Source organism: Candidatus Eisenbacteria bacterium (assembly GCA_035712145.1).
In the GTDB taxonomy this organism is placed as follows: domain Bacteria; phylum Eisenbacteria; class RBG-16-71-46; order RBG-16-71-46; family RBG-16-71-46; genus DASTBI01.
Map to the genome: position 1 here is coordinate 1 of DASTBI010000011.1, position 18,087 is coordinate 18,087.

An 18,087-nucleotide genomic window follows, 5' to 3' on the forward strand; every position below is an offset into this window, starting at 1 on the left:
TCACGTCGTTGAGGCGCTCTGCGACCTCGTGTACCGACTTGCGGACGGTCTTCCCCTCTTCGCTCTGGGCACGGAGCAGCTGCTCCTGGTGAGCCACTTGGTAGCCGCGCTGATCTCGGAGCAGCGCGAAGCACCGCCGCAAGATCTTGGCCGCCAGTGCGCACGAGGCCTGCTTGTAGTGTTTGCCGCGCGCCGTCAGTCGCCGGTGGAACGCCCGTAGCTCGGGATCGTAGTGGCGGCTGATCTCGGCTGCGAGATAGGCGCAGCCACGCAGCACCGGATCACCGTGCTGGGTGAGCGGCTGGTTCGCCGTGTCGGTGCCGGCACTGCTCTTGAGGCGCGCGCACAGGCCCGAGAGTGCCACGACCTGATCCGCGTTCGTGAAGCGCCCGGGCTCACCGATGTAGGCCGTGATCGCCCCGGCCAGGTAGTCGCCCAGTCCGGGGACGCTGGTCAGCCGAGTATCGGGGTCGAGCTCGCCATAGAGCTCGGCGATCCGTTCCCGCAGCGCCTGCTGGCAGCGCTCCTCGGCTTCCAGCAAGTCGAGATCCTGGTTCACCAGCAGCTGCAAGTCGTCGTAGCACAGGTTGAGCTCGGGAGCATTTTCGATCACCTGCCACAGACGTTCGGCCCGTGGCGCGTCGAACTTGCCCAGGGCCCGCTTGCGCAGCAGCACGCTCAACCGCCGGCGCCCCAGTCGGCGGGCCTTGGCAGGGTCCAGATATCGTCGGCAGAACAGCAGCGACGCCCCGCAGTAGCGATCCCGGAACACCGCTTCGTACCCGGGATAGACCATCAGCACGCGGGTCATGATCCGCCGCTTGCGATTGGCCATCTGCCCCTTGAGCTGCCACGACTGGCGCACCAAGCGCCGCAGCATGTCCCACTTCGCGGCGCTCGCGGTCGCCGGCCGCAGTGCCGGATCGACCACCGGCAGTCGCGACAGCGCCTCGGCGTCGATCGCGTCGTTCTTGGTGTGGCGCCGGTAGAACGTCCGCAGCGCCGTGCTCTTGGAAGGCGACACCAGGTACACCAGCGCCCCAGCACGTTGCAGCGGATGCACCAGCTCGAGCCAGAAGCTCTGAGTCGCTTCGATCGTGTAGACCGCCTCGACCTCGTCCCCGGCCACCCGCTGCAGTCCCTGCTGCAACTCCACCATCGCCGCCTTGCCGCGGCCGATCCGGAACGACTTGCCCAATCGTTCGCCAGCGGCATTCGTAACCTGAACCTGGTGAAACGTCCCGCCTAGATCCACGCCCGCATAGACTCGTGGCTTCATCCCTGAACCTCCTGTCCTGGGCTCAGGGCGACTTCCCTGCACCGGCGCGGCGTGCCACACGCTAGTCTTCGACTCGAGGTCGTCCTCGCAGGCGCCTCCGTTCCCTCAATCGTGGCGAGTCGGCCGGGTCGGGTTACCCATCTGACTCTCGAGGTCGCACGCGGCGCCTCAAACGAACAATCGGTACCCCGAGCCCGGCCGACATATTGCCGCTTCGAACGGCCAGCAGAGAGTGAACGTACTAGCGAACCACGGTGACCTTGCGCACGCGCGGCCCGGTGGAGGTCTGGAGCGCGATCAGGTAAACGCCGGCCGGCGCCAGGGCGCCGGCATCGTCCCTCAGGTTCCACTGAACCGTGTGGAATCCGGGACCGAGGTCGGGATTGTCGAGCAAGGCGCGCACGCGCCGTCCTGCGAGGTCGACCACGGTGAGCCTCGCGGGACTGGATTCCGCGGTCTGGAAGCGAAGCGTGACGCCGAAGCGCGCAGGGTTCGGAAACGGCGGAGCCAGATCCACCGCCGCGGCTTCGAGCGACGGCAACGGAACGTCCACCGAGCTCGAGCCTCCGGCCCGCCACGCGTAGATGTCGGGTGTTCCCACGCCGCCACGCTCGTCGGACCACGCGACGAAGCAGCCCGCGCCATCGGCGAGCACGGCGGGCCGCATCTGGGCGTTCGTCGCGTCGCAGACCAGCGAGCCATTCGTCTCCCAGCCGTTCGCGGTGCCGCCCGACGATGTGACGCGCTTGGCGTAGATGTCGGCGGCGCCGGCTCCGGCGCGGGCGTCGGACCACGCCAGATACATGCCGTTGGCCGGATCCGGCACGACGATGGCGTCGAACTGGTCCCCGGTCGCGTTGCACATCACCGCCCCGTCGGCGTTCCACTGGACGGCTCCCGAGCCGTTGACGCGCTGAGCATAGATATCGCCCGCGCCGCCCCGGTAGTCGGTCCAGATCACGATCGCTCCACCGCCGCCGTCGGGCACGATGCCGGCGCTGTACTGCTCCGACAGGTCGGTGCACAACGGCACGCCGCCCACGGCCCATTGCCGGGCGCCCGAAGCGTTCAATCGCTGGGCGAAGACATCGGCGTTGAAATCGCGGTAATCGTCCCACGCCAGGATGGCTCCGCCGAATCCGTCGGGCACCAGACGCGGAGCGAGCTGCTCGTATCTAGCCGTGCATGCCGCGATTCCATTCGACGCCCAGAGCGAGGCGCCCAGCGCGCTCACTCGCTGTGCGTAGACGTCGGGATCGCCGTTCCGCGCATCCTGCCAGGCCACGAACACGCCTCCGGCTCCATCGCCGATCATCGACGGAAAGAACTGGTTGCCGGTCGCGATGCAGAGCGGAATTCCATTGGCGCCCCATTGCGGCGCCCCCGCCGCGCTGACGCGCTGGATGAAGAGGTCGGACGAGACGCCGTCGCGGTCGTCCTGCCACGCGATCGTCGCCCCGCTGGCATCGGCCATCAGGCTCGGGTAACCCTGCGAGCGCGCGAGCGCGCACACGGCGAGCCCGTTGGACGGCCAGCCGCTCGCGATCGCGGCGCTTCCGGTGATGCGCTGGATGTAGACGTCGGATTCCCCGCCCGGCACGCGATAGTCCTCCCACGCCATGTAGAAGCCTCCCGCCCCGTCCGGCGCCATCACCGCGAGCTTCTGATCGCCGCTCGCGGTGCAGACCGCGTAGCCGTCGGCAGGCCAGCCGGGGGCGACGGAGCCGCTTGCGTTCAGACGCAGCACGTAGAGATCGCTGGTGCCGGTGCGGTCGTCCTGCCAGGCGACGAACATGCCGTCGCTGCCGTCCGCGATGAGGAGCGTGTTGGCCTGGTCGCCGGCGGCGCTGCACACGACGTTGCCGTTGGCGCTCCACGCCGCGAGAGCGGGACGATGCGCGAGAATGGCGAGCGCGAGCACGAGGCTCGGCGCGAGGCGAATGCGAGCGAACAACGGGCGGCCCTCCGGTGAGCTGACGGCTCCGAAGGGCGGGGGGGCGGAGCGAACGCGGATGATTTTACCGGCTCGTGCAACGAGAGGCACGAGATTCGTCGTCAATTCTGTCGCGCAAAGTGCAACGGGATTGCCGAATGCGCGATGCGATCCAGCGCCGGTTCAGCCCCGCCGCGCGGCGCGCAGACTCTGCGGCGTGATCGGGAGGCGGCGGACGCGAATCCCGGTGGCGTCGAACACGGCATTGGCGACCGCCGGCGCCACCATCGGCACCGCATGCTCGCCGAAGCCGCCGGGCTTGGCCTGGCTGGATACCAGGTGAATCTCCGTCACCGGCATCTGGTTCATGCGGATCACCGGAAAATCGGCGTAGCCTCCCGGAACGGCGCGCCCCTGCTTGAACGCGACCGCCCCTCCGAGCGTGTAGGAGAGGCCCCAGGTGATGCCGCTCTCCGCCTGCCCCTGCACGCCGAGCGGATTCAGCACCAGGCCGCAGTCCACCGCGCACACCATGCGGTGGACACGCAGATCGGAGAGGTCCTTCGCGACGCTGACCTCGGCCACCTGCGCGATGTAGCTGCCGCCGTGATACACGCTGGCCGCGATGCCGCGCCCGCGCAGCCGGTCGCTCGCGGCCAGCGGCCGATCCCATCCCGCGCGCTCGGCGGCAAGCCGATGCACGTGCGCCAGACGGCTCGGGTCGACGGGATGAGAACCAATCTCGCGCACGCCGCCGGTCAGCAGGTCGAGACGAAAGCGGAGCGGATCCACGCCGGCCAGCCGCGCCAGCTCGTCGATGAACGACTCACGGCCCCACACGGTCGGCGGATACTCCACCGCGCGCCAAGGCCCGTACGGCACCGGGCTCGGCACGTCGGCGGTCAAGGCGTGCAGGTTCGCGATGTCGTAGGGATTGTCGAAGGCGCCCCACGGACTCTGGTCGGACTCGTAGGCGTCCGCCGCCTTGGGAGTGGCCGGTCGTGGGCCGTAGAGATCGCGCCCTTCATGGATGTCGTAGATGGTCAGATCGCTCGACGTGGAGCGGTGGACGAGCGCGACCAGCCTGCCCTGGGCGTCGAGGCCGCCGCTCAGTCGCTGCGCGGTGCAAGGCTCGAAGAAACCGGATCGCATGTCGTCCTCCCGCGTCCACACGACCTGCACCGGACGGCGGAGGGCCTTGGAGATCTCCGCGGCTTCGGCGAGATAGTCGGCGAACAGACGGCGGCCGAAACCGCCACCCAGCAAGGTGGCGTGGATGCGGATTTGCTCCTTCGGGAGACCGGTGACCTTGACGGCCTGGGCCATGGAACGCACCTGGGACTGCGTCGGCACCCAGAACTCGGCGCGGTCGGCGCGAACGTCCGCTGTGCAGTTCATCGGCTCGAGCGGCGCGTGCGCCTGGAAAGGGAACACGTAGCTGGCTTCGTGGCGCCGGGCCGCCGACGCGAGCGCCGCTTCGGCATCACCTTGCTTGCGCACGCGGAACGAAGCCCGTGCGAGCCACCCATCGAGCGCTTTCTCGAAATGGTCCGAGTCGAACTCGCGATGCTCACCCAGATCCCAGTCGATGTGGAGCGCCGAGCGCGCCCGCATGGCGGCCCAGGTGCTGGTGCCCACCACGGCCACCCCATGCTGGATGCCCGTCCGCACGGGCATGACCGCGATCACACCTGGAGCGCCGCGGGCCGCGGCGTCGTCGATGGTCCGGATTCGCGCTCCCAGCACCGGCGCCCGCTCGATGCTGGCGAACACCATGTTGGGCACGCGAACGTCCATGCCGTACTGCGCTCGCCCGGTCACGATGTCCGGACCGTCGATGCGCTTGACCGGCGTGCCGAGCAGCTTGAAGGAGGCGGGGTCCTTGAGCCGTGGATTCTCCGGCACGGGCATCTTCGCCGCATCCGTGACGAGCTGGCCGAAGCGCAGGCGCCTCCGGCTCGCGGCATGCACGACCGATCCGGCCTCCGCGCGGCACTCGGCGGCCGGCACGCGCCACCGCTGCGCGGCCGCCGCGATCAGCATTTCGCGCGCCGTCGCGCCGGTTCGGCGCATCGCCTCGAACGTGCTCGTACTGCTGCCGCTCCCGCTGGTGTGGAGACGGATCTTGTCGAACTCGGGCCCGGTCACGGCCTGCTCGATCCGCACCCGACTCCAATCGGCTTCGAGCTCTTCGGCCACCATCATCGGAAGCAAGGTGCGAACGCCCTGTCCCATCTCGTGGCGGACCACGATCACGGTGATCCGGTCGTCCGGAGTGATTCGCAGGAAGGCATTCGGCTGCCACTCGCCATCCGGAGTCTGCCCATTCGCCAGCTCCGGGACGAAGGTGGCGAGCACCAGGCCCGACCCCGCGAACGCTGCGCGCTGCAGGAACTCCCGGCGAGTGATCGTCACCGTGCGCCTGCGCGGCCCGCGGCGCGCCGGATGGCTTCACGCATGCGGTTGTACGTGCCGCAGCGGCAGACCAGGTCGGACATCGCCGCGTCGATCTCGGCGTCGGAGGGGGCCGGGTTCTCCGCCAGCAATGCGGCGGCCGCCATGATCATTCCGGGCTGGCAGTAGCCGCACTGCGAGACGTCGAGATCGAGCCACGCCTGCTGGCAGCGATGCAGCGCTCTCGAGCCGAGCCCCTCGATGGTGGTGAACCGTTTGCCGGCCGCGGCGGCGATCGAGATCTGGCAGGAGCGCACCGCCTGTCCCGACTCGTGCACGGTGCAGGCGCCGCAGACGCCCTGGCCGCATCCGTACTTGGTGCCGGTGAGCCCCAGCGCGTCACGCAGCACCCAGAGCAAAGGGGTGTCCGGCCCGGACTCGACGGTATGAGAACGTCCGTTGATGGTCAGCGCATAGCTCGGCACGCGTTCCTCGCTGCGGAACCGGCATGCTCGAACCGCTCCGCGCCGCCCTCAATCCCTTGCCGACGAGGGACGTGATTTCGAGGACGAGTGCTGGTCAGCGCTCGGCGATCTCCATCAGCCCTCGCTCGGCCGCTTCGCGCACCGCGCTGACCAGCCGGTCGCCGCCATAGGGCTTGGGCAGGAAGACGGCCACCTTGCCGGAGGCCGCGAGCTGCGGCATGTCGGCGCGGTATCCGCTGGCCGCGATCACGCGAGCCGTCGGATCGAGCCCCAGGATCTCGTCGAGCAAGGCACCTCCCGAGGTCCCGGGCACCCACAGATCCAGAACGACGGCACGAATGGACTGTCCCTCGCCGTGCACGAAGGTCAGCGCCTCGTGTCCATCTCCGGTGACGAGCACTCGGTATCCCGCCTGGCTCAGGCTCTGCTCGGCGAGCTCGCGAAGCGAGGATTCACCTTCGACCACCAGCACCGTGTCGGGCTCGGGCGCCGGGGCTTCGACCTCGGGAAGCGGAGGCCCTCCGATCGGGAACGCCGTGACCTCCATGGCCGCATCGAGGCCCGTATCGCGTGACGGCTCTTCCTGGACCCGAAGCCGGGCGGGGAGTGAAGCGTCCGGCAAAGGCGCCGCGCTCGGCACCATCGGGCCTCCGGGCTGCTCGACCACCGCGATCACCGCGTCGAAGGTGTCGGAGCGCCACAGGCTCACCGGCACGGCGCCGGCGCGGAGCTCGACCACCGCGTCGTCGCGCCGCACGCGCAGATCGTCCACTTCGGCCGGTTGCCCGGTGCGCAGCGCGGTGGGGATGGGAAGCTGCTCGAGAGGATAGGGCGAGCCGTCCCTGCGCTCGCAGCGCATCGTCGAGAGCAGGCTGAGGATGTCGCGCGTCGCATCCATCGGGATTCCGAACAGCTCTTTCCAGCGAGCGTTCACGTACACCGGGCGACCGTCATCGCGGCGCACCACCATGACGCCGACCGGCAGGCAGCGCAGCACGAGCTCGTGGCGGTGCTTGGCCTCGAGCAGCTCTTCCTCGTGTGACTGGAGCCGCTCGGCCATGGCGTCGAACGCCCGTGCGATCGGCTTCAGGGCGCCGTGTCTCATGCCGGTGCGCGCGCCGCGCTCACCGAGATCGAAGCGATCGATCGCTTTGGCGACGCGCGCCACCGAGCGGCCGAGCGAGAGCCAGGTGACGAGCGCGGCGGCCAGCACCAGTGCGAGGAGCCCGATCGCGATGATGCCGTTGGCCCGCAGCGCGCGGCTTCGTGCCGACGCCATGGCGCTCGAGAAGTCGAATCGAGCGAGCACGAATCCCGCACCCGGCGCCGGAAGCGGCGGTCCTATCAGGCTGGCGTCCGGAGGCCCGTGCTCGAGCCGGATGGGGAGCGCCGCCACGAGGATGGGGCCGTCCATGTCGAGCCGCGGGCCATCCCCGCCGGCCCGACCCGCGAGCTGGAACGCCGGGGCGAGCGCGGCCGCTTCGACGTCGGGCCCGCGCGCCGGGTTCGACGCCATCAGGTGCCCTTGCACGTCGGTGACGGCCGCGGCGCGTGCTCCGGGGACCTGCAGCAGCGGCTGAAGCGCGTCCCCGAGCGCAGCCTCGCGTCCGGTGGCGTACGCGCGCTCGATCTTCGGGACGGCCTCGAGCAATGCCACGCGGGCCGTCTCTTGCGCGCGCGCCTCGACCGGCTTCTCGGCGCGGTCGAGATCGAACGACGTCTTGAGCGCGAGCAGGCCTCCGCCCACCACCAACAGGGTCAGGCACAGCCGGATTTGCAGCGAGGTCATCGCGGAACCGCCTCCTTTCGGTTTCGCTCCCCGGGCGGGGCTTTCAGTAGTCCCAGCGGGCCGTGAAGTGCGACGGCCAGCGGCCTTCTCCGAGTCTCGATCCGCTCGCGCGGGCGATCGACGAGAAGATCGTGAGTTCGGGAGTCACGTTTCCGTCGATCGATTGCATGGCCTCTTCCAGCACCGACAGGCGCCGGCGGATCTCGCGTGGCGTCACCGTCGCCGCCTGGCGCCGCAGCTCCGCCTCGCGGTCGCCGTGCGCCAGCGCCTCGGCCGGCATCTCCGCCTGCACACGCAGGACATCCCGCAGCCACAGCTGGTGGAACTCGAACATCCGCTTCAGCGATTCACGGCCCGTCTTGCCGTAGTTCATGAAACCCTGCGCCGCTCTCCATAGGCGGGTGGCGTCTCCGCGCAGCGCGGGCTGGAGCAGAGCCATGGCCTCCTCCCGGACCGCCTGCGCATCGGTGTCGCGCAGGCTCAGGGCGCGGGCCAGGCTCCCACCCGAGAGCGCCGCGAGCAGGCGAGCCTCCGACCTGGGCACGTTGGCCCGCGTCTCGAGGAACGAGCGAAGGCGCGCTTCGCTGAGCGGGGCCAGCCGGACTTTCTGGCAGCGAGAGCGGATGGTGGCGGGAAGCCTGGGCGGACGTGCGGTGGTCAGGACCCACACCGTGGAGGCGCCGGGCTCCTCGAGCGCCTTGAGCAGGGCGGAGTACTGGTCCTCTCGCATCCGGTCGGCGTCCCGCACCACGACCACGCGCCGCGCCGCTTCGTAGGGCGCGTAGGACAGCTCGCGCAGCAGCTCACGCGTCATCGACAGCCGGATCGAGGCGGCCTTCTCGTAGACGAAGACGAAGAGTGGGTCCTCGCGCACGCCCTGGACGATCTGGGCAATGGTCTCTTCGAGCTGGCGCTCCTCGCCGGAAACCGGAAACAGGAACTTGAGATCGGGATGCTGGAGCGATGCCGTCTTGTGGCAGGCGCCGCACTGGTTGCACGCATCCCCCGTGCTGGCGTCCATGGGGCTTCCATCGCTCGCCGCTCGGGCGCCCGGCGACCGCTCACACAGCAGGGCGCGCGCGAACGCCAGCGCCGCGGTCCCCTTGCCGACCCCGGACGGCCCCTGGAACAGGTACGCGGTCGAAGGCCTTCCTTGCTTCACCACGCTGGTCAGGAACGACGCGACGGCTTCCTGACCGAGCAGATCACCGAGTCGAACGATCGCCACGCGCGCAGCATACATGGCGGAGCCGTTCCACGCAGCGATTCATGATGGCGCAAGGTGGCGAGGGCTTCCGGGCGATGGCAGGATGCGGCGAATGTTTCCCCGGGCCGTGTGGCTGCTGTTCATCGGCACGCTGATCAACCGCTTCGGCGGCTTCGTGCTGGTGTTCCTGATCCTCTACCTCACCCGGGGAGGCTACTCCGCGGCGCAGGCAGGCCTGGCCGTCGGCGCCTACGGCGTGGGCGCGATCGCCGCGTCGCTCATCGGCGGGTTCCTGGCCGACCGGATCGGACGCCGGGGGACGATTGCGCTGTCCATGCTCTCGGCGGCCGTCGCCATCCTGGCGCTCGAGCGCGCCAGGAGCTTTGGCGCGATCGTGGCGCTCGTCGCACTCACCGGTCTCACGGCCGAGGCGTATCGGCCGGCGGCGAGCGCGATGCTCGGGGACCTGGTCGAGCCCGCCCGGCGAGTCACTGCGTTCGCGTGGTATCGGCTGTCGATCAATCTCGGCGCCGCGCTCGGCCCGCTGCTCGGCGGGTGGCTCGCCCAGCACTCGTTTCGCTGGCTCTTCTGGGGCGATGCCCTGTCGTGCGCGATCTACGGCGTGCTGGCGCTGGCGCTCCTGCCGGAGACCCGGCCGGTGGTCAGGCCGCCGGCGTTCGAGGCCGAATCGTCGATCGCGATTCGCGCGGAGCCGAGCGGCGGGCGCACATGGCTGCGCGATCCCTGGATGATGCGCTTCCTGATCGCCTCCACGCTCACCTCGATCGTCTACGCGCAGATGCACTCGACGTTCGCGCTCCAGGTGACGGCCCGCGGACTGAGCGACGCCACGTACGGGGTGCTGATCGGGCTCAACGGACTCGTGGTGCTGGCGCTCGAGCTCCCGATCGCCTCGATCACCCAGAGACTTCCCAAGCCGCCGGTGATCGCGTTCGCGTTCGTGATGCTGGGCATCGGCTTCGGTCTGACCGGGGTCGCCGCGACGGCATGGCTGCTCGCTGGGACGGTGGTGATCTGGACACTCGGTGAGATCGTCGGCGCGCCCGTGGCGTCGGCCTACGTCACCGAGCTGGCGCCGCCTGCGCAGCGCGGACGCTACCAGGGCGCCTGGAGCATGACGTTCGCGATTGGATACGTGCTCGGGCCCGCCCTGGGTGCGAGCTTGTTTGGATGGCGGCCCGCGACGTTGTGGACGGCTTGCTTCGGGGCCTGCGTGGTTGCGGCGATGCTGGTGGCGACGTCGCCGAAGCGTGCGCAGCCGGGTCCGTGACCCGTTCGTGAAGCAGAACCGCCCAGGGGGAAGCCGACCCCCTGGCCTCTACCGCAACCAGGTCTGCGGGTTCAGCGCCGTGCCGCCGCGGCGGACCTCGAAGTGCAGGATCGGTCCCTTGAGGGAGCCGGTGTCGCCGGACCGTGCGATCACCTGGCCGGACGAGACCTCCTGGCCGACCGACACCGAGATGTCGGAGAGATGACCGTAGAGCGTGTAGTAGCTGTCTCCGTGGTTGACGATGATCATCTGCCCAAAGGCGCCGTAGTCCTCGGACGTGTAGTCCACCCGCCCCTTCGCCACGGCGCGCACCGGGCTGCCGATCGGCGCCGCGATGTCCATTCCATTGTTGGTGATCACGACCTTGGGAAAGCGGGGGTTGTGCTCAGGGCCGAAGCGTCCGACGACGTCACCCTGGACCGGCCATTCGAGCGCCCCCTGGCCCTTGGCGAAATCACCCGAGTAGGGCTTCGTTGACTGGCGCTTCTGCTCGAGGCGTGAAAGCAGGCTGCGAAGCTGCTGCGCCGTCCTCTCCAGGTCGGCCGCCGCCGCCTCGTACGCTTCGCGCTGGGTCTGGATCTGCTGGATCGCGCTGCGCTTGGCTTCCCGCTGCACCGCGAGGCGGCGGTTCTCGCTGGTGGTGGCGTTCGCGGTGCGCTGCACCTGGGTCAGATGGCTCTGCAGGCGGCGCTCGAGCGTCTCGACCACTTCCTTTCGATCGCGCACGCCTTCGAGCAGGAAGCGATCCTGCTGCGCGACCAGGACCAGGTAGTCCCAGCGCGCGAGCAGCTGGCCGAAGGATTGAGTGGACAGCAGGAATTCGAGCTCGCGAGCCGGGCCGAATTTGTAGAGGGCGCGCAGCCGCTTCCCGAGACGGTCCCGCTGATCCGCGAGCAGGCCCAGGTTGCGCTGCAGGTCGCCGCGCGTCATGTCGAGCTGTGAATCGAGCCGCTGCCGCCGGCGCTGCAGATCGTCGAGGCGGCGGCGGCTGAGGTTGAGCCGCCGCTCGGTGCGCTTGAGCTGCGAGAGCGCGCGGTTCTCCTGACCCTTGAGACGGGAGGCCGCCTCGCGTTTCTCCCGCGCCTGGCGCTGGATGTCTTCCAGCTCGCGGCGCTTCTGGATGGCGACGCTGTCTTCCTGCGCCGAGGCCGGCGAGGCGCCGATCATCGCGGCCAAGAGCAGCATGGCGAATGCCCGCTTCAACCTCGTCTCCTCAGGGCCCCACCGCGCGCAGCACGCGCGACAGGGCCAGCATCGCGGCCAGCCACGCGACGCCGATCGCCGCGCCCACGAACATGAGCGCATAGGGGACCGGCAGGAACACGAGGCCCACGACCCGCGCCGAGAGAGCCTGCTGCACGCCGAAGAGCAGGGCCAGCGACAGGAAGGCGGCGAGACCGGCTTCGAACATCGCCTCGAGCACGAAGGGCACGGCGATGAATCCGTCGGTGGCGCCGAGACGGCTCATGATCTCGACCTGCGGCCGGCGGGCGAGCACGGTGAGACGGATGGTGTTGTAGACGATGAAGAGGATGGCGAGCGCCACGACGATGCCAACGGCGATCGTGCCTTTGACCAGCGTCGCGCCGATCTGGTCGAGGCGGTGGACCCATTCCTCTCCGTATCGCACGTCTTCGACCTCCGGGAACTCACTGATCTGCTTCGCGGCCAGGTCCATGGCTCCGGGGGTGAGCAGCGCCGGCCGCAGCTTGACCCGAAGCGAAGCCGGCAGCGGGTTGTCCTGCACCGCTTCCAGCAGCGAGGGATCCCCGAGCTGCTTGGCGAAGTCCTTCCACGCGTCTTCCTTGCTCACGTAGGTCACCGCGCCGTAGAGATCGGTGAGACGCCCGATCAGCACGTCGCGCTGCGAAGCGGTGACGTCGTCCCGCAGGAAGACGACCATCTCGCGGCGATCACCGAGCGCCTGCATCTGGACTTCGGCGTTGTGGGTGAGCAGCAGCAGCACGCCGGAGAGCGTGAGCGCGGCGGCCAGCGAGAATACCGCGGTGTAGGCGAGCCCTCGGTGCTGCCGGAAGGAGCGCGCCGCCTCGCGCAAGTAGAAGAGATGCACGTCAGGCTCCCGCGCCCGAGCGCCCGGCCGCCACCGGGACGTTGGCCGCCACCGGCTGGCCGTCTTCGTTCACCTGCTTGCCGTCGTCGAGGTGAATGATCCGCGCGCCGAGACCGTCGGCGACTTCCCGCCGGGTGGTCACGAGCACGAGGGCGGCGCCCTCGCCGTGGATGCGCTTGAGGAGGCGCACGACCTCTTCGCCGCTCTTCTTCTCGAGGGCCACGGTCGGCTCGTCGGCGAGGATCACCGCCGGGCGGTTGACGATCGCCCGCGCGATCGCCGCTCGTTGTCGCTCCCCGGCGGAAAGCTCGGCGGGGAAAGCGTTCTGCTTGAGCTGCAGTCCGACTTCCTCGAGCGCGTACATCACGCGGGGAATGACTTCTTCGTTCGCGAACCGTCCGGCGATCCGCACCGCGAGCGCGACGTTCTCGAAGATGGTGCGGTCGTTCAGGAGCCGGAAGTCTTCGTAGATGATGCCGAGAGTCCGCCTCAGCAGGGCGCGGTGCCCGCGGCGCAGCCGGCGAGCGTGGAACGTGCCGACCGTCACCTTGCCGGAGGTCGGCTGGATCTCGTGCGTGATGAGGCGCAGCACGGTGGTCTTTCCCGAGCCGTTGGGGCCCAGAAACGCCACGGCTTCCCCCTCGTCCATGTGCCACGAGAGGTTGTCGAGCGCCAGGCGCTCCCCGAAGCGCTTGGAGACGTTCTCGAAGGTGATCACCGAGGCTAAGTTAACAGAGCGCCGCGAATCACCTCAACGAGCACTACGAGCTCCGGTACTCGATGTGGGCCTTGGCTCGGAGGCCCTTCACCCAGGCCTCGTACTTGTCCCTGAATTGAATGGTCCCGACGGCCGACGGCAGCTCGGCGCGGATCTCGTCGAGCGTGTAGGGACGCTCGGGCTTCTTGTCGGTCAGCTTGAAGATGTTGAAGCCGGCGCGATTCACCAGCACCCGGCTGATCTGCCCCACTTTGAGCGAGTCGAGCGCTCCACGGATGTGAGGTTGCAGGCTCCCCAGAGACAGGAACCCCAGGTCACCTCCGGCGGACTGCGGGCCCTTGTATTCGCTGTACCGCGAAGCCAGCTGGCCGAAGTCGCCGCCCTTCGCCGCCTCCGCGCGGATCCTCTCGGCCTTCTTGCGGGAACGCTCGATGTCGGCCTCGGTGACATCGACCCGCATCAGGATGTGGCGCGCGTGGGCCTCCAGCACCGGGCGGCCCTGGGCGTCGAGACTGTCCTTCTTGGCTCGGGTCTTCAGCGTGTCGCGCTCGATGACCTCGAGCAGGTGATAGCCGTACGACGTCCGGATCGGAGCGCTCACCACGCCGATCTTCTGGGTGAACGCGGCATCCTCGATCGCCGGGTCCATCTGGCCGCGGGTGAAGAAGCCGAGATCGCCGCCGGAGCGAGCCGAGGAAGGATCCTCCGAGACCTCGGTGGCCACCTTGGCGAACTTCTCCCCGGCTTCGATGCGCTTCCTGGCGCTCTGAGCCTTGTTGCGGCCCTTCAGATCGGCCGCGGAATCCGCGGCCGCGAGGATCTGGATGACCGAGACCCGGACCTCGGCAGGCATCTTCGGGAACTTGTCGGGATTGGCCTTGAAGAAGGCCTCCGCCTCCGCCTGGGTCACCGTCTTTCGGGTGATCTGCTTCTGCACCAGCCGCTGGGCCAGCATCTGCCGCCGCACTTCGGCTTTGTACTTCTCACGCAGCTTGGCTTCGGTGAGGTTCTCGCGCTCGAGCTGCGCCTTGAATGCTTCGGCGCTGCCCATCCGCTCCTTCGCTTCCTTGACCGCCTCGTCGACCTGTTTGTTGACCTCGGCGTCGGGGACCGTGACCGACTGGCGCTTGGCCTCGGCGACGATCAGCTTCTCGTCGATCAGCTGGTCGAGGATCTGGCGGCGCAGCGTGTCGGCGATCGAAGAGTCGGGCTCGGCTTGAGCGCGCATCATGAAGAGGTAGAGCTGCTCTTCCACGTCGCTCTGGAGCACCACCTCGTCGTTGACGACCGCCGCGATCCCGTCCAGCCGCTGAGCGGACACGGGCAACGCCACCAACGTCAGACCCGCCAGCAGCAACCACGACATCCAGATTCGACTCAAGCAATCCTCCCTGGCTTCGGAACGGCCCCCCGCGGAATCTTGTCGCGGTTGTGGGGGAGCCTCTAGCGAAAAGAGCGACCCAGTATAGACGCCGGGCCTGAGCGACGTTAGATGCAAATTGGCGGCCCTCGGTCGCGTGCGGTTTGGGCCTCGGTAAGCCTCGCAGCGACGCGGTTTCCGTGTCATTCCGCCGCGCTCGTCGCCGTCCCGCCGCGCCGGTCTCGAGCACTAGACCGAACCAGGTCTTGACACTTCTAAGATGTCGTCATGACGGTGCTTTCGGCGCCCAGCGTCGTTGAGCCGCAGCGTTCCGTGTGGGAGAGTCGTGCGGTGAATTCCCACTACCCTCTGCGCCGCGCAATCGCGGTGGCGGGGGTTCTCCTCGCGCTCGCCTTCGCCATTCCTCGCATCGCGACCCACATGCCGTACCCACGGCTCGGGGTCAGCATGACCTGGGACGCCGAGGGCCCGGGACGCGTCCAGGAAGTCGTCGGCCCCCCTTCGCTAGGCCTTCTGCGGCCGGGCGATGTGCTGCTCACGATGAACGGCGAGGAGATGCGCCGGCCGATGAGGGGCGCGAGCTCCGAGCGGCTCCAGTTGCCCAAGGAATCGATCACCTTCGAGGTGCTCCGCGAAGGCCGGGTCCTCAACGTGATGGTTCCCCCGGTCAAGCTCACGCTCTGGCAGCGCGTCCGGTATCTGCTGTTCCGCCTCGCCGCGCTGGTCGCCGCTCCACTGGTCGCGATCGCGCTGGTCTGGCGCCGGCCGGATCTGACCACGGGGCTCACGTTCCTCTGGTACGCCGGTCTTCACGCGGTCGCCGTGGTCCACCAGAACTACTACTTCCCGGAGTTCGAGCCGACAGGAGCGCTTCGCTGGTGGATGGGACTCTATGGGTGGATCGTCTGCTGGGCGCCCGCCGCCTTCCTCCACTTCCTCGCCGTGTTCCCGCGGCCGCGCTGGCAGCCCGGAACCCGGACGCGAAGCGTGTGGTTCTGGCTGGTCGTGGTCTCCTACCTGGTGCCGATCGGTTTCGTGCTTCGCCTGTTCCAGACCGGTCGCATGCCGGAGCAGCCGTTCATGATCTTCGGGTCGGCGGCACTGTTGCTCGGGGTGGTGTCGCTGGTCGAGCGCTTCGGCTTCCCTGGCCGTGGCGACTGGCAGCCCGCGCGGAGCCAGCGCGTCCTCGGCCTCTCGGTCGCGTTCACGTACGTGGCGGCAGGCTTCCTCGGCTGGTGGCTCGAGGGCGATGCTTCCAACACGCTGCTCCAGATTCCGGCGGTGCGGGTGGCCCTCTCGGTGGTCGGGATCGGCATGCTGCTGACGCCGTTCGCGCTCGCGTTCCTGATCGCGCGCGATCCGGCATTCGACCCGCGCCGCATCCTCGAGCGCAGCATCCCGTGGGCGCTGCTCTCCGGGGTTCTGGCGGCGATCTATCTGGGTGTCGTGCTGGTCGGTCAGAACCTGTTCTCCGCGTGGACCGGCGAGGAGGCGGTGGCGTTCAACGTCATCGCGGCGCTGGTGATCGCCTTCGTTTTCGCGCCCGCCAAGGAAGCGCTGCAACGCTGGCTCGACCGGCTGTTCCGCCGCGATCCACGAGCGCTGCGCTCGGCGCTCGACCAGGCGGGTCGGGAGCTCCTCGGCGCGCTCGACAAGGAGGAAGTCCGAGCCTCGGTGGAGGCCGGCATCACCCGCGGCCTCGGCCGGCGCGTGACGCTCGAATGGCCGGACCTCGGCGGACCGCACCTGGCCGAGGGCGAGGAGCTTTCGGAAGACGCGCGAGCGGCGGTGGAGAACCTGCTCGTGCAGGCCCGTATCCGGCTGGAGAACGTCGGCCTGCAGGAGCAGCGAGGCGCCGCCGAGCGGCGAGCCATCGAGCTGCGCGAGATGGCGACCCGCGCCGAGCTGCGCGCGCTCCATGCGCAAGTGCAGCCCCACTTCCTGTTCAACGCGCTGAACGCGCTCTCGTACCTGACCGAGGTGGACCCCAAAGCGGCGCAGCGCTTCACCGAGCGGCTGGCCGACATGCTGCGGTACACCGTTCAGGCGAGCGAGCGCCCCGCGGTGCTGCTGTCCGATGAGGTGGGATTCGTCGAGGACTATCTGGGCGTGGCGCGCGAGCGCTACGAGGGCGATTTGCGCTTTGTCTACCAGGGCGCGCCGGAGCTGATGTCGGCCACGGTGCCGCCGCTGCTCCTGCAGCCGCTGGTCGAGAACAGCCTCAAACACGGATTCTCGAGCGAGCGAAGGACGCTGAACCTCTCGCTCGACGCGGTGGCGAGCGACGGATGGCTGACGCTGACGTTCACCGACGATGGCTGCAATGGAAACCATGGAGTGCACGGGCTGGGTGTGGGGCTCGACAACCTCGAGCAGCGCATCCGGCGCTTCGGAGGACCCGAAGCCTCGGTCAACTCCGGTCCGGGCGGCAACGGCGGATTCAGGGTGGTGATGAAATGGAAACAGAACGCACAGGCTATGGGAGCGGCGTGAGCCCGCGTGAGGGCGGCGCCCCTCGCGTGCGGGCCGTCATCGCGGACGACGAGCCGCGCGCTCGGCAGTTTCTCGAGCGTCTGCTGGCGGAGATGGAAGGCGTGACCGTGGTCGGGTCGGCCAAAGGCGGTGGCGAGGCGCTGTCGCTCGTCGCCCGCCTCAAGCCCGAGGTCGCCTTCCTCGACATCCAGATGCCCGATCTATCCGGGCTCGAGGTGGCGCGCCATCTGCGTGGGAATGACTCGCCGGTGGTGGTGTTCGTCACCGCCTACGACCGTCACGCGATCGAAGCCTTCGAGCTGGCAGCGCTCGACTACGTCCTCAAGCCGATCAAGCGCGAGCGTCTGGCCGAAGCCGTGCGGCGCGCGGTCCAGGAAGTCGACGACCGCAAGCGTCTGTCGGGGCGTCAGGACGAAGTGCTGAAGGAGCTGATCCAACGCCAGACCAGCGAAGGACGGCTCGAGCCGTTGCGCCGTCTTCCCGTGCGCCATCGCCGCGAGGTTCGATTGCTCGACCTCGATCAGGTCACCCGGATCATCTCGCGCGACCGCCTCGTGCTCGCGTGCGCCGAGGGCCGTGAGTTCCTGGTCGACTACACGCTCCAGGAGCTCGAGGAGCGTCTTCCGCCGGGCGCGTTCCTGCGCGTCCACCGCGCGGCGCTCGTCAACGTCGAGGCCATCGAGTCGTATGGCGGCGAGGAAGGGGTCCTCGTGCTGCGGCTCAAGGACGGCACCCGGGTCGAGGCCAGCGAGCGGCGGGCGGCTGAAGTGAGGCGACGGCTGAAGTAGACTGCGGCGCGTGATTCCCCGCCGCGTGCTCATCGGTTTCATCGGCGTGCTCGTCGCGTTCGCGACGGGCACGCTGGCTCAGGCGCCCGCGCCCGCGCCGCAACCCGCCGCCTCCGCGGCGCCGTCGGGGTCGCCGTCTCCATCCCCGAGCCCCACCCCGTCTCCGGTCAGCGGGATTCGCAGCAAGCTGTCCGCCGCCGACCTGGCGAGCGCCGAGTCGATCCTCGAGGTCCATCGCCAGCAGCGCGGCGAGGACGG

The 18,087-nt window shown here is 69.0% G+C and carries 14 protein-coding genes; 4 read left to right on the forward strand and 10 right to left on the reverse strand.

Annotated elements, in window-relative coordinates; all coding sequences use genetic code 11:
* The 6 genes from VFQ05_00415 to VFQ05_00440 all read right to left on the reverse strand — a co-directional run.
* Positions 1-1,279, reverse strand: a 1,279-nt coding sequence (locus VFQ05_00415) for an IS110 family transposase (protein HET9325214.1), incomplete at its 3' end; no start/stop codon positions are given.
* Positions 1,280-1,520: 241 nt separating this feature from the next.
* Entirely contained in the window at positions 1,521-3,233 is a 1,713-nt protein-coding gene (locus tag VFQ05_00420) for a T9SS type A sorting domain-containing protein (GenBank protein HET9325215.1), read from the reverse strand.
* A 162-nt stretch (positions 3,234-3,395) separates the two neighbouring features.
* Complete coding sequence (locus tag VFQ05_00425) at positions 3,396-5,627, reverse strand: molybdopterin cofactor-binding domain-containing protein (protein HET9325216.1); 2,232 nt, start codon at positions 5,625-5,627, stop codon at positions 3,396-3,398.
* Positions 5,624-6,091 carry a (2Fe-2S)-binding protein gene (locus VFQ05_00430; protein HET9325217.1) on the reverse strand — a complete coding sequence of 156 codons (468 nt, stop codon included), beginning with the start codon at positions 6,089-6,091 and terminating at the stop codon, positions 5,624-5,626. Before VFQ05_00430 ends, VFQ05_00425 begins: the two co-directional genes overlap by 4 nt.
* 94 nt (positions 6,092-6,185) lie before the next feature.
* Positions 6,186-7,880, reverse strand: coding sequence for a response regulator (locus VFQ05_00435; GenBank protein HET9325218.1), 1,695 nt, complete (start codon positions 7,878-7,880; stop codon positions 6,186-6,188).
* 43 nt (positions 7,881-7,923) lie between these two features.
* A complete protein-coding gene (locus VFQ05_00440; protein HET9325219.1) occupies positions 7,924-9,108 on the reverse strand; it encodes an AAA family ATPase in 1,185 nt (394 codons plus the stop codon).
* A 91-nt stretch (positions 9,109-9,199) separates the two neighbouring features.
* Between VFQ05_00440 and VFQ05_00445 the strand changes: the two genes are divergently transcribed.
* Complete coding sequence (locus VFQ05_00445) at positions 9,200-10,378, forward strand: MFS transporter (GenBank protein ID HET9325220.1); 1,179 nt, start codon at positions 9,200-9,202, stop codon at positions 10,376-10,378.
* A 48-nt stretch (positions 10,379-10,426) separates the two neighbouring features.
* Here the strand turns inward: VFQ05_00445 and VFQ05_00450 are convergent, their stop codons facing one another.
* From VFQ05_00450 to VFQ05_00465, 4 genes are read right to left on the reverse strand one after another with little or no spacing between them, the layout of a single operon-like run.
* The gene (locus tag VFQ05_00450) at positions 10,427-11,581 is read right to left on the reverse strand and encodes a peptidoglycan DD-metalloendopeptidase family protein (protein ID HET9325221.1); all 1,155 of its coding nucleotides are present in this window, start codon (positions 11,579-11,581) and stop codon (positions 10,427-10,429) included.
* Between the two features lie 10 nt (positions 11,582-11,591).
* On the reverse strand, positions 11,592-12,449 hold the full coding sequence (locus VFQ05_00455; GenBank protein HET9325222.1) for a permease-like cell division protein FtsX: 858 nt from the start codon (positions 12,447-12,449) through the stop codon (positions 11,592-11,594).
* Position 12,450: 1 nt separating this feature from the next.
* A complete protein-coding gene (locus tag VFQ05_00460) occupies positions 12,451-13,167 on the reverse strand; it encodes an ATP-binding cassette domain-containing protein (GenBank protein ID HET9325223.1) in 717 nt (238 codons plus the stop codon).
* A 43-nt stretch (positions 13,168-13,210) separates the two neighbouring features.
* On the reverse strand, positions 13,211-14,548 hold the full coding sequence (locus VFQ05_00465) for a peptidylprolyl isomerase (GenBank protein ID HET9325224.1): 1,338 nt from the start codon (positions 14,546-14,548) through the stop codon (positions 13,211-13,213).
* Positions 14,549-14,878: 330 nt separating this feature from the next.
* Here VFQ05_00465 and VFQ05_00470 point away from each other — a divergent pair, with 330 nt between their 5' ends.
* From VFQ05_00470 to VFQ05_00480, 3 genes are all read left to right on the forward strand, one after another.
* Complete coding sequence (locus tag VFQ05_00470; GenBank protein ID HET9325225.1) at positions 14,879-17,041, forward strand: histidine kinase; 2,163 nt, start codon at positions 14,879-14,881, stop codon at positions 17,039-17,041.
* Complete coding sequence (locus VFQ05_00475; protein ID HET9325226.1) at positions 17,038-17,829, forward strand: LytTR family DNA-binding domain-containing protein; 792 nt, start codon at positions 17,038-17,040, stop codon at positions 17,827-17,829. The genes VFQ05_00470 and VFQ05_00475 overlap by 4 nt, the downstream gene beginning before the upstream one ends.
* Positions 17,830-17,839: 10 nt before the next feature.
* On the forward strand, positions 17,840-18,087 hold a 248-nt coding region (locus VFQ05_00480), incomplete at its 3' end, for a hypothetical protein (protein ID HET9325227.1).

Excerpts from the sequence above, each read along its gene's own strand:
- VFQ05_00445 (HET9325220.1), top strand. The coding sequence starts at position 9,200 with ATGTTTCCCCGGGCCGTGTGGCTGCTGTTCATCGGCACGCTGATCAAC.
- VFQ05_00435 (HET9325218.1), bottom strand. The coding sequence starts at position 7,880 with ATGACCTCGCTGCAAATCCGGCTGTGCCTGACCCTGTTGGTGGTGGGC.